Origin of the sequence: uncultured Thomasclavelia sp., assembly GCF_944324745.1 — a bacterium.
Lineage (GTDB): Bacteria > Bacillota_I > Bacilli_A > Erysipelotrichales > Coprobacillaceae > Thomasclavelia.
Genome location: NZ_CALUXO010000055.1, coordinates 1 through 12,130 on the forward strand (window position 1 = coordinate 1; position 12,130 = coordinate 12,130).

The following is a 12,130-nucleotide window of genomic DNA, read 5'->3' on the forward strand; positions in this document are numbered from 1 at the left end:
TAAACGAGAACATTATACAAGTAATACAACATTAGCTGCATAAAGAAAAATGAAGTTGCCTCTTTGACAACTTCATCAAAAACATTTTTAATTATTTCACCTGTCTACTTGACAGGGGCGGTTCAAAAATTACCAATAGCTTTTTTTCAATATTAACAACTTAAAAATTGCAGTTTTAACATTGATTTATTACCTGTCCATTTTTCTTTTCTAATAAATAGACATGTTCTACATTAGACTGGGTTTCTAAAAAATCACTGACATTACTTGGGGTAATGAGATTACGATCAATAACTGTTGTTGTTTGCGTGATTTCAATATTATTTGCAAGCAAAGCATAATAAATTAATTCACTACAATATAAAGCACTATCATCATAAGTAACCATCCCATAATCATATGGAGTCCCTAAATAATCTAAAGCTTTATTTAAATAATTTTTTATAAAACTAGATTCTTCATTAAAACGATAACCTGATAATGCTTTTAGATAAGAATCACTTTTTAAATTTGCCATTTGATCTAGGTTTCTGATCTTGACACCGGTTGAATTACTATCCAAAACTAAAATTTCATCAAAAGTTTGATATTTAGACAATATCTCTTGATAATACTTATCTTCAACAGTAAAAAAATCAGTAAATTGTTGATAAGTTCCTAAATAAAAGATTGTATGCTTCCAGCGTCCTGGAATAGCATAAGAACTTAAATAATTAGTATTTTCAATATTAATAATATCTCCTGGTTGAAATAAATTTAAATAATCTAATAATTCATCATAATTAATCACTTCAACTAATTCAGTATTTTCCTGGTAGACTACTGTTTCTTGTCGATCAGAAAAATAATTATAAGATAATCCCAAAACAGTAATAATCAATATTACAATAATTAAAACCCGTTTTTTCATCAACTCATCCTTTGTCTTTAATCATACTTAAACCAACACGGTTTTTATTGACATCAACATCAATGACATATACTTCAACAATGTCACCTATGCTTAGTTTGTCCAAAGGATGCTTAATTCTTTCATTAGATATCTTAGAAATATGAACTAATCCGTCATTTTTTAGGCCAATATCAATAAAAGCGCCAAAATCAACAACATTACGAACCGTTCCTTCTAATTGCATACCTGGTTTTAAATCTTCAATTTTTAAAATATCTTTTTTAAGCAATGGTGTTGGATATTCATCACGCGGTGAACGATTAGGTTTAACAAAACTATCAATAATATCATCTAAAGTATAGCTGTCAATTCCTAATTCTTCAGCAACTTTTTTTCGATCTAAAGAGGTTAATTTTTGATTGATTTCTTTAGTTCCTAATAAGCTAGAATCAGCATCAATTATTTTTAACAATTGTTTTGCCTGATGATAATTTTCTGGATGAATTGCTGTTTCATCAAATGGTTCATTGGCACCAGGAATTCTTAAAAATCCAATTGCCTGCTGATATGTTTTAGCTCCTAATTTACTAACATTTTTAATTTCTTCACGATTAGTAAATTTTCCATGTTCATTACGATATTTAATAATATTTTTAGCCACGGCACTATTTAATCCTGATACATATTGTAACAGAGAAACTGATGCCGTATTAATATCGACACCCACGCTGTTAACTGCTTTTTCAACCACAAAATCTAATTGTTCTTCTAGCTGTTTAGTATTGATATCATGCTGATATTGTCCCACACTTATTGCTTTAGGTTCAATTTTAACTAACTCAGCTAATGGATCTTGTAATCTTCGTGCAATTGAAACGGCCGAACGTTCTTCAACTTGAAAATCAGGAAATTCTTCTTTAGCCAGTTTACTAGCTGAATAAACCGATGCCCCGGCTTCTGATATGATGGCATAATCAACATCTAAATTATTATCTTTGATCAACTGAGCAATAAAGGCTTCACTTTCGCGACTGGCTGTACCATTACCAATAGCAATAATTTCGATATGATATTTTTTAATAATATCCAACAAAATCTTTTTATCCTTATCGTAATTATTTTTAGGAATTGTGATAAATACTTTATCAATATGTAACACTTTACCAGTTTGATCCACTACTGCCAGCTTACATCCAGTTCTAAAAGCAGGATCTACACCTAAAACCATTTTGTCTTTTAATGGGGCCTGCATTAATAATTTTTCTAAATTAATTGAAAAGACTTTCAATGCTTGTTCACTGGCTTTTTCAGTCAATTCATGACGTACTTCTCGTTCAATTGAAGGTAACAACAATCGATTCAAACTATCCTCTACTGCTTTTAAAATATATTCATTAACACTGCTATGACGATTTTTAGTAACTCCACGATTAATATACTGAATCAAAAAATCTTTATCCATAGCGATACTGACAGTAATTACTTTTTCTTTTTCAGCGCGATTGATCGCTAAAATACGATGAGACACAATTTTATTAACTCGTTCATGAAAATCATAATACATCTCATAAACTTTCTTTTCATCAGGATTATTCTTCTTAACTTTAGTTTCAATCGTTCCTGATTTATACATAATATCTTTAACAAATTTACGATATTTAATATCATCACTAATAATTTCAGCAATAATATCTAAAGCACCTTGAATTGCTTCATCTTCATTAGCTACTTGATCATTTAAATATTTTTTAGCTTCTAAATTTAAATCACCATTAGGAAGACTTAAAATCCATTTACTTAACGGTTCTAATCCTTTAGCTTTGGCAACAGTTGCCTTTGTTTTTCTTTTCTCTTTATAAGGACGATATAGATCTTCAACAATATTCAACTTATCAGCTTTTAAGATATCTTGTTTTAATTGATCAGTCATCATACCTTTTTCTTCAATTAAACGAATGACATCTTCTTTTCGTTTAAGCAAATTTATCTGATATTGATAATACTTATCAATTTCTCTAATCTGGTCTTCGTTCAAGCCACCCGTTGCCTCTTTACGATAACGAGCAATGAAAGGAACTGTATTTCCTTGTTGCAATAAGGAAAGAACAGCTTCAACTTGTTTATTACTTATATCTAATTCATTAGCTACTGTTTTAATAATTTCTTCGTTCATTATAATCTCCTTTAAAATGTCTGACCTATCTATTTTGACTTAAAAGCTAAAATAAGTCAATCAAAATCAAACTTTACTTTTCCTTAAATCTAATCCCAAATAATACTCTTCAATAGTATAGATGATATCATTAAAAATCTCTTCATCTAATAATTCCTTTGCTTCTTCAGTAGTTACAAAGCGATAATCTGTATGCTCATTTGATAAGCGAACATGGTCATTTTCAGGAATACATAAATACCCAATTCCAACTGTTTGATAATCAGTTCTAATTTTAGTAAAAGTATATGCTGGTTTAATGATGATAATATCCAATCCAGTTTCTTCTTTTAGTTCTCTAATTAAAGCCTGATTAGGAGTTTCACCATATTCTAAACCACCGCCTGGTAATTCCCAATACCCTAAACCATCAGTAGAAGGCAATACCCTTTTTAGTAACAAAATCTTATTATCTAAAACGACAATTCCTTTCACCGTTATATGAAATCTAACATTTTCCATCTTTTAACCTCCTATAATTATCTATATCATAGCACTAATATTACTAAAATTGTTTAAAAAATCCCACTAATAGTGTTATAATTATTTTTGAGGTGATTATAATGATTGATTTTAAATCGGAAGTAATGAAAATAAAAGATCAAATGCTTGAAGATATAAAAAAATTATGTGCTATTCCATCAACACAAGATGATAGTACGGTAGCTCTATTTGCACCATATGGAGCAGCAAATCGAAAAGCATTAGACGCCATGTTAGAAATTGGCCGCCGTGATGGCTTTGAAGTTCAAGATGTTGATGGTCACGCTGGACATATTGATATCGGTGAAGGTAAAGAAGTTTTAGGAATCTTGGGTCACTTAGATGTTGTTCCAGTCAATGAAGCAGGTTGGGATAGTGATCCTTTCCATGTAATTGAAAAAGATGGAAAATTATATGGTCGTGGTGTTGCCGATGATAAAGGACCATTAATTGCCAGTTACTACGCTGCTAAAATTGTCAATGCCTTAGATATTCCTAAAAAGATGAAAGTGCGCGTTATCTTTGGCTGCAATGAAGAATTAGGTAGTAATTGTGTTAAGTACTATTTTACTAAAATGCCTTATCCAACAATGGGATTTACCCCTGATGCCGGATTCCCAGTAGTTTATGGTGAAAAAGCTGGATGTAGTTTTGAAATAACTGGTAATGTTAAAAAAGATGGTTTAATTTATTTAAATGCTGGAACCAGACCTAATATCGTCCCAGAAACCTGTGAAGCTATTATTGAAGGCAATTATAAACAATATGTTGAAAGTTACCAAAGTTTCTTAAATGAAAATAATCTAACTGGTACAATTGAAGAAGAAGGCAATCATACTAAATTAGTTTTAAAAGGAAAATCAGCTCATGCCAGTACTCCTCAAGAAGGTAAAAACGCCGTTGTTTATTTATGTAAATATCTGGCAACAGTAGTTGATAATCAAGTAGTATCATTTATTTTAGAATATCTTGATGATTATTATGGTAAAAAATTAGGAATTGATTTTACTGGTTTGATGGGACCACTTACTATGAATCTTGGAATTATTTCTTATTGCAAAGAAAATTTAAAAATTGTTTTAGATTTACGTTGTCCTCATGATATGGATTTTGATGATATGGTAGCTAAATTCCAAAAAGCATGTAATAATTATCAATTAAATGAAACTCACGATATTGGTAAAGCTCTATATATGGATCCTGATTCAACTCTAGTTTCTAATTTACATCAGGCATATGTCGATGTAACTGGTGATGTTGAAGCTAAGCCACAGGCAATTGGTGGTGGAACCTATGCTAAATCAATGCCTAACTGTGTTGCATTTGGTGCTGAATTTGAAGGTGAAGATAATTTAATTCATGGTAATAATGAAAATATCAAAGTTGACTCTTTATTAAAAGCAACAGAAATTTATTGCCATGCAATTTACAATTTAATCAAAGCTGATTAAAAATCTCTTTAATTAGAGATTTTTAATTTTATCTACAGCTATGTTAAATTATATCGATCAACTTCATCCAGAAATTCAAGCTTACTTCAAAATTTTAGCACCTGAATTTCCCAAGTGGTTATTAGAATATATTCACACACCTGCTATGAAACGTCTAGCCGGTATTTCAATGAACTGTGGCACTGATTATTCTAAACTCTTCAATATTAACTATTTCTATTCCACTCTTGACCATAGTATTGGTGTTGCCTTGATCATTTGGCATTTTACTCATGATAAAAAACAAACTTTAGCTGGCCTGTTTCATGACATTGCAACTCCAGCTTTTAAACATTGTATTGATTTTATGAACGATGATGCTTTAAAACAAGAATCAACAGAAGCTATGACTAGTGATATAATTAAAAACTCATCAGAAATAATGACTTTATTAAATCGTGATCAAATCAAATTAAGTGAAGTTGATAATTATCATCTTTATCCTATTGCCGATAATGATACTCCAAGATTAAGTGCTGATCGCTTTGAATATACTTTTTCAAGCGGTCTAGCTTTTTTACGTATTTGGGATTTAAATATGATTGAACAAATATATGACAATATTATCATTATCAAAAATGAAGAAAATCAAGATGAACTGGCTTTTATGGATTGGAAACTTAGTGAACATTATATTCAGTCAAGTGTCGAACTCTGGAAAACATGGATCAGTGATGAAGATCGAACGGTAATGCAGTTTATTGCCGATATCGTCAAATCAATGATTAATAGCCAATATTTAACCATTGATGATCTATACTCATTATCTGAAATTGAAATTATTGATCGTATTTTAAATTGTCCTGATCAATACCTGAAAGAAAGCTTTCGAAACTTTCTACATACAACCTCTATTATTAAAAGCAATCAACCAATTCAAGATAAATATTGCATCAGTGTTGTTGCCAAAAAAAGATACATAACCCCTTTATGTATCTATCATGCTCAAACTCTTAGAATTGATAAAATTTCTCCCAAAACTGCAACGCTCATTAAAAATTATCTAAATACAAAATCAACCCGCTACACTGGATTTAACTTCCCTTTTCAACCTTACAAAGAACTAGCAAAATAGTTCTTTTTTTTCATAAAAAAAAGTAAAATGTCTTCATTTTACTTAAAACTGGTGCCGGAGCCAAGAATCGAACTTGAATTTCATGATTACCATTCATGCGTTCTGCCATTGAACTACACCGGCATGGTGCAGACAGCGAGATTTGAACTCGCACGAGCTAGCGCCCACTACCCCCTCAAGATAGCGCGTATACCAGTTTCGCCATGTCTGCAATTATAAGCTGTAAATAAATTCTACCAAATTATGGGTAAAAAATAAAGACTAGAAATGAAATTCTAGTCTTTTTTTCCCATTTTAATCGACTCTAAATCATTTAGATCATATGGTGTTTGTTGATAAACATAATAATTTAACCAGTTACTAAATAATAAATACGCATGAGAGCGCCATTTTACTAATATTTCATTATTGATATCATCATTACGATAATAGTTTTTTGGCATTGTAGCATCTTTTGAAATAGCCAAATCACGCCGATATTCTTTATCTAAAGTATCTGGATCATATTCGGGATGTCCAGTAACAAAAAATCGAGAGCCATCGGTCTCCGCAATTAAATATACTCCAGCTTCCTGGCTTTGGGCCAAAATATCCAAGGTTGGTACTTGATCGATATCTTTTGCCAAAACTGTAGTATAACGTGAATGCGGTGCATAAAATTGATAATCAAAACCGCGTAAGATTTTTCTTTTCATTTTATCAATATTAGTATAATGAAAATAAACACCGGTTAATTTTTCCTCTAGTTCATATTTAGGAATCCCATAATAATAATATAAAGCTGCCTGTGAAGACCAGCAAATAAAGAAAGAACTAAAAACATGGGTTTTGGCCCACTCTAAAATTTTCTCCATTTCAGGCCAATAATCAACATCTTCAAACTTCAATCGTTCTACCGGTGCCCCAGTAATAATTAAACCATCATAGTTTTTTTCTTTAATATCATCAAATGTCTTATAAAACGCTAACAAGTGTTCCTGAGAAGTATTTTTGGATTCGTGACTTGCCATATGAATCCAATCAACTTCTATTTGTAATGGAGTATTTGACAACATTCTTAACAATTGCGTTTCGGTTACAATCTTAGTTGGCATAATATTTAAAATAAGTAATTGTAAAGGTCGGATTTCTTGGGACAGAGCACGATTTTCATCCATAACAAAAATATTTTCTGCTCTTAATATTTTACTGGCAGGCAAATCATTAGGTATTTTAATTGGCATATACTCCCCTCCTAATATATTGTCTAGTTTACCATATCTTTACATTTTTTTTAAGTCTAAAACGAAATTAGTTCATTAAATATTTGAATAATATAAGCATCACTCATTCCTGACAAATAATCTAAAATACTTTTGACAACAGCATGATCATCATTAATAAAATCATAAATAATTTTATTATGATAAATTTCTTGTCGTTTGAAATTAGGCATTTTACTATATTTTTCTAACCAGTGGACAAAACCATTAATTGTATGAGGAAACTGCTGTTGATCTTTTAGCAGTTCATCGATCATATTAGATGTTTTGTCTATTTTTAAACTATATTTATAATAAAAATCAAAAATTGAATGTAACATCAATTTAACATAATCATTATGAATTTTAACTCGGTCAATTAAATAGATGTTTTGATAATTAAACTGCATGATCATTTTCATAATGTCAAAAGCTTCTTTTGATAAAGCAATTCCCTGATCAGGACTACTGTTACGACAAACATCTTGGATAAAATAATTTACAACCGTACCATTATTGATTGCATTAAACTGATAATCAGCTGTTATAGTATTTATTGCGTTTCTTAAATCTGTGACTTTGTCTTCTTTTAAAATATTTAAACGTAAAGCATCTTCAATATCTCGAGCTAGATAGGCAATTTTATCAGCTATTTTAACAATACAACCTTCCCACGTATAAGGATTATATTGCCCCGGATATTGGTACTGACTTAAATCTATCGCTTCATCACGTTTTTTTATTTGCATTTGTGACATCTCACCACAATGCGAGATTATACCATCTCTAATGGCATAAGTTAAATTCAAATTATGACGATAATGTCCATCATCTTCTAATGTTTCAATATTATCAATAAAATGAAGACTATTACGCTCATGCCAAAAACTGGCTAAATTATATTTTAAAGCAATCTCATTGATAATTTTTTCACCACCATGACCAAAAGGCGCATGTCCTAAATCATGTCCGACCGCAATAGCTTTTGTCAGTTCCGTATTTAATCCTAAATAATTAGCTATTGTATAGCTAATTGATTCAACCAAATTAACATGTTCGCTGCGAGTGCAGACATGATCATCTTTAACTGCAAAAAAGACCTGAGTTTTATGTTTTAATCGACGATATGCCTGACTAAATATAATTCTTGTATAATCACGTCCAAACTCAGTCCGCAAATCACAATTTCTTTGATATATTGGATCTAATCTTTTAATAGCAATTTTAAAATTAGGATTATTTTCATTCATTGCCTCATTAATAAATAAATTCTTTGTCATTTTTCATCACCTATTATGATTATATGCTCTTTAAACATATATTACAAACCAAGGCAATGATTTTAAAGATAAAAAAAAGGATTTAAAAAAGGAAAGAATAATTTCTTTCCTTTAAAAGCCTCAATTATTTAGTTAATAAACTAGCTGCTGCTTTATCCACAATAACAGTAACATCATCATGATCTTGAAGTACACTAGCAGGTACATCAACAGTTTTTTCACCTTCAACTAAAACTTTAACCGCTTCAGCTTTATTTTCACCACAAGCAACTAATAATACTTTCTTAGCTTCCATAATATTTGAAATACCCATAGTTACTGCATGAGTAGGTACTTCATCAATTTTTCCATCAAAGAATAAACGAGCATTATCTTGACGAGTACTTTCTTTTAATTCAATAATATGAGTTACTGAATCAAATGGTGTTCCTGGTTCATTAAAACCAATATGTCCATTAGAACCAATTCCTAATAATTGAATATCTCTTGGATTATTTGCTAATAATTCATTATATTCAGCACAGCTTTTTTCAATATCTCCAGCACCACTAGGTACATGTACATTATTCATATCGATATCAACATATTGGAACAAGTGTTCATTCATAAAATAATAATAACTTTGAGGATGAGTTGGTTCTAATCCAAAATATTCATCCAAGTTAAATGTTTTGATTCCTTTATAAGAAGTCCCGTTCTTCTTATGATCTTCAACCATCAATTTGTATAAGCCTATTGGTGTTGACCCAGTGGCCAATCCTAAATTTGCTGTTGGATTATTTTTAATTACTTCCAACATTACTTTAGCCGCTTCTTGGCTAGCTTCATCATAATTCTCTACAATAATTAATTTCATTTTTCGTCCCTCCGTGTATATAATACTATTTTTGCTTTCAATGTTCAAGTGACAACTAAAAAAAGTTATAGCGATATCTGATTCAAATAACAATCGAACTTAAATTTACATTTTTAACAAAGTTTAATCACTCAATAAATATCTTTATACAACATTTAAAACCGCATTATTTCTTATTATTTCTACAAAAAATAATATTGATGAAAGCGTTGTCTAAAATGTGTAAAAATAACAACAACTACCACCAATAATCCTTTATTTTTTCCTCTAAATAAGGTAAAATAGACTATATATGGAGGTGTTTTTATATGATAAAAGGTATTGGGGCATCTAGTGGTATTGCGATAGCTAAAGCATACAAACTAGTAATGCCAGATTTAACAGTAACAAAAGTTACTGTAGATGATGTTGACGCAGAAATCAAAAAATATGATGAAGCGATGGCACATACTGCAAAAGAATTAGAATCAATCAAAGAAGCAGCTGCAAAAAACTTATCAGCTGAAGAAGCTGCCGTATTTGATGCACATGCATTGGTTCTTCAAGATCCTGAATTAAAATCTCAAGTTGAAGATAAAATTAAAAATGAAAAAATCAATGCTGAAGCTGCTTTAGATGAAGTTGCAAATACGTTCATCATGATGTTTGAAAGTATGGATGATCCATATTTCAAAGAAAGAGCAGCAGATATTAAAGACGTATCTCGTCGTTTATTAGCTAACTTATTAGGAAAATCTTTACCTAACCCAGCATTAATTGATGAAGAAGTAGTTATTATAGCTGATGACTTAACTCCATCAGATACTGCTCAATTAAATAAAAACTTAGTTAAAGGTTTTGCAACTAATATTGGTGGTAGAACTTCACATTCAGCTATCATGGCTCGTTCATTAGAAATTCCTGCAGTAGTTTCTTGTAAAACAATTACTGAACAAGCAAATGACGAAGATTTAATCGTCTTAGATGGTGAAGCTGGTATTGTTATTATCAATCCAACTGAAGAAGAAATCAAAGAATATGAAGCAAAACGTGATGCTTTCATTGCTTATAAAGAAGAATTAAAACAAATGAAAAATGAAAAATCTATCACTGTTGATGGACATCAAGTTGAACTAGTAGCTAACATTGGTTCACCTAAAGATATCAAAGGTGTAATTGACAATGGTGGTGAAGGTGTTGGATTATTTAGAACTGAATTCTTATATATGGAATCTGCTGAATTACCAACAGAAGAACAACAATTTGAAGTTTATAAAGAAGTATTAGAAGGTATGAATGGTAAACCTGTTGTTGTTCGTACTCTTGATGTTGGTGGTGACAAGAAAATTGAAGCTCTTCCATTGCCTGAAGAAATGAATCCATTCTTAGGAGTACGTGCAATTCGTTTATGTTTCCAAAGAGAAGATATCTTCAGAGTACAATTAAGAGCATTATTAAGAGCATCTGTATATGGTGACTTAAGAATCATGTTCCCAATGATTGCAACATTAGATGAATTTAGAAAAGCTAAAGGAATCTTAATGGAAGAAAAAGATAAATTAGTTGCTGAAGGAATCAAAGTATCAGATACATTCCAAGTTGGTATCATGATTGAAATTCCTGCTGCTGCTGTACTTGCAGATCAATTAGCTAAAGAAGTTGACTTCTTCTCAATTGGTACTAATGACTTAGTTCAATATACTTTTGCAGCTGACAGAATGTCTTCTGGTGTATCTTACTTATATCAACCATTCCATCCATCAATTTTACGTTTAGTTAAACACGTAATTGAATCAGCTCATGCTGAAGGTAAATGGGCTGGTATGTGTGGTGAAATGGCTGGTGAAGCTATCGCAGCCCCATTACTAATTGGTTTAGGTTTAGATGAATTCTCAATGTCTGCTACATCTATTTTAGCTCAAAGAAAATTAATCAGATCTATGAATAAAGCTGATATGGAAAAATTAGCAGAAAAAGCTATTAACTGTGGAACTATGGATGAAGTAGTTGCTCTAGTTAAAGAAACTGTTGAATTATAATAAAAAACCAAAAAAAGTTCCAAATCTAAAATTGGAACTTTTTATTTTTTTAAGCTATATGATAACAAAAAAAGTTCTACTTATTAATATGAAAGCAGAACTTTTAAAAAAAATCAGATCAATCAAGAAACAAATAATAAAAAAGCAAATAAAAAAAGAAGAACTGGCAGCTTGCTATTTTTGCACTAGCGTACTATCTTCGCCGTTATGATGCTTAACTTCTGTGTTCGGTATGGGAACAGGTGTGTCCATCATGCTATCGCCACCAGATCTTCTCTTTTTTTCTTTGAGTGCAGATCACTCAAAACTAGATAATAGCTTCTTTTCTGTATCGCGCTTCCACCTTTCCGGTCAAGTCTTCGACCTATTAGTATCAGTCCGCTGAACATGTCACCATGCTTGCACTCCTGACCTATCTACCTTATCGTCTTTAAGGGGTCTTATTTACTTGCGTAATGGGAAGTCTCATCTTGAAGTGGGTTTCACACTTAGATGCCTTCAGCGTTTATCCCTTCCATATTTAGCTACCCAGCTGTGCCACTGGCGTGACAACTGGTCCACCATTGATATGTCCATCCCGGTC

General features: G+C 31.1%; 9 protein-coding genes, 2 tRNA genes and 2 rRNA genes. 3 read left to right on the forward strand and 10 right to left on the reverse strand.

The window, feature by feature from the left end; all coding sequences use genetic code 11:
- Positions 1-175 precede the first annotated feature (175 nt).
- The 3 genes from Q0K54_RS07225 to Q0K54_RS07235 form a co-directional block, all read right to left on the reverse strand.
- Positions 176-910: a YiiX/YebB-like N1pC/P60 family cysteine hydrolase gene (locus Q0K54_RS07225; protein WP_294579656.1), complete on the reverse strand. Its 735-nt coding sequence runs from the start codon at positions 908-910 to the stop codon at positions 176-178.
- Between the two features lie 4 nt (positions 911-914).
- Positions 915-3,065, reverse strand: a complete 2,151-nt coding sequence (locus Q0K54_RS07230) for a Tex family protein (protein ID WP_294579658.1) — start codon at positions 3,063-3,065, stop codon at positions 915-917.
- 66 nt (positions 3,066-3,131) lie between these two features.
- On the reverse strand, positions 3,132-3,566 hold the full coding sequence (locus tag Q0K54_RS07235) for an NUDIX domain-containing protein (RefSeq protein WP_294579659.1): 435 nt from the start codon (positions 3,564-3,566) through the stop codon (positions 3,132-3,134).
- A gap of 101 nt (positions 3,567-3,667) precedes the next feature.
- On the opposite strand from Q0K54_RS07235, the gene pepV reads away from it, so the two are divergent.
- Together pepV and Q0K54_RS07245 are read left to right on the forward strand one after the other, a co-directional pair.
- A complete protein-coding gene (gene pepV / locus Q0K54_RS07240) occupies positions 3,668-5,038 on the forward strand; it encodes a dipeptidase PepV (protein ID WP_294579663.1) in 1,371 nt (456 codons plus the stop codon).
- Positions 5,039-5,078: 40 nt separating this feature from the next.
- Positions 5,079-6,152, forward strand: coding sequence for a hypothetical protein (locus Q0K54_RS07245; protein WP_294579667.1), 1,074 nt, complete (start codon positions 5,079-5,081; stop codon positions 6,150-6,152).
- A 49-nt stretch (positions 6,153-6,201) separates the two neighbouring features.
- Here the strand turns inward: Q0K54_RS07245 and Q0K54_RS07250 are convergent.
- From Q0K54_RS07250 to nagB, 5 genes are all read right to left on the reverse strand, one after another.
- Positions 6,202-6,275, reverse strand: a tRNA-Thr gene (locus Q0K54_RS07250).
- Position 6,276: 1 nt separating this feature from the next.
- Positions 6,277-6,363 (reverse strand) — tRNA-Leu (locus tag Q0K54_RS07255).
- 64 nt (positions 6,364-6,427) lie between these two features.
- A complete protein-coding gene (metA, locus tag Q0K54_RS07260; RefSeq protein ID WP_294579671.1) occupies positions 6,428-7,375 on the reverse strand; it encodes a homoserine O-succinyltransferase in 948 nt (315 codons plus the stop codon).
- A 56-nt stretch (positions 7,376-7,431) separates the two neighbouring features.
- On the reverse strand, positions 7,432-8,673 hold the full coding sequence (locus tag Q0K54_RS07265) for a deoxyguanosinetriphosphate triphosphohydrolase family protein (protein ID WP_294579673.1): 1,242 nt from the start codon (positions 8,671-8,673) through the stop codon (positions 7,432-7,434).
- Between the two features lie 124 nt (positions 8,674-8,797).
- Positions 8,798-9,529: a glucosamine-6-phosphate deaminase gene (gene nagB, locus Q0K54_RS07270; protein ID WP_294579675.1), complete on the reverse strand. Its 732-nt coding sequence runs from the start codon at positions 9,527-9,529 to the stop codon at positions 8,798-8,800.
- A gap of 308 nt (positions 9,530-9,837) precedes the next feature.
- Between nagB and ptsP the strand changes: the two genes are divergently transcribed.
- A complete protein-coding gene (gene ptsP, locus Q0K54_RS07275) occupies positions 9,838-11,547 on the forward strand; it encodes a phosphoenolpyruvate--protein phosphotransferase (RefSeq protein WP_294579677.1) in 1,710 nt (569 codons plus the stop codon).
- A 161-nt stretch (positions 11,548-11,708) separates the two neighbouring features.
- Here ptsP and rrf read toward each other — a convergent pair.
- Positions 11,709-11,817 (reverse strand): 5S ribosomal RNA (rrf, locus tag Q0K54_RS07280).
- A gap of 77 nt (positions 11,818-11,894) precedes the next feature.
- A 23S ribosomal RNA gene (locus Q0K54_RS07285) occupies positions 11,895-12,130 on the reverse strand; the annotation flags it as partial.

Excerpts from the sequence above, each read along its gene's own strand:
- Q0K54_RS07225 (WP_294579656.1), bottom strand. The coding sequence starts at position 910 with ATGAAAAAACGGGTTTTAATTATTGTAATATTGATTATTACTGTTTTG.
- Q0K54_RS07230 (WP_294579658.1), bottom strand. The coding sequence starts at position 3,065 with ATGAACGAAGAAATTATTAAAACAGTAGCTAATGAATTAGATATAAGT.
- Q0K54_RS07235 (WP_294579659.1), bottom strand. The coding sequence starts at position 3,566 with ATGGAAAATGTTAGATTTCATATAACGGTGAAAGGAATTGTCGTTTTA.
- pepV (WP_294579663.1), top strand. The coding sequence starts at position 3,668 with ATGATTGATTTTAAATCGGAAGTAATGAAAATAAAAGATCAAATGCTT.
- Q0K54_RS07245 (WP_294579667.1), top strand. The coding sequence starts at position 5,079 with ATGTTAAATTATATCGATCAACTTCATCCAGAAATTCAAGCTTACTTC.
- metA (WP_294579671.1), bottom strand. The coding sequence starts at position 7,375 with ATGCCAATTAAAATACCTAATGATTTGCCTGCCAGTAAAATATTAAGA.
- Q0K54_RS07265 (WP_294579673.1), bottom strand. The coding sequence starts at position 8,673 with ATGACAAAGAATTTATTTATTAATGAGGCAATGAATGAAAATAATCCT.
- nagB (WP_294579675.1), bottom strand. The coding sequence starts at position 9,529 with ATGAAATTAATTATTGTAGAGAATTATGATGAAGCTAGCCAAGAAGCG.
- ptsP (WP_294579677.1), top strand. The coding sequence starts at position 9,838 with ATGATAAAAGGTATTGGGGCATCTAGTGGTATTGCGATAGCTAAAGCA.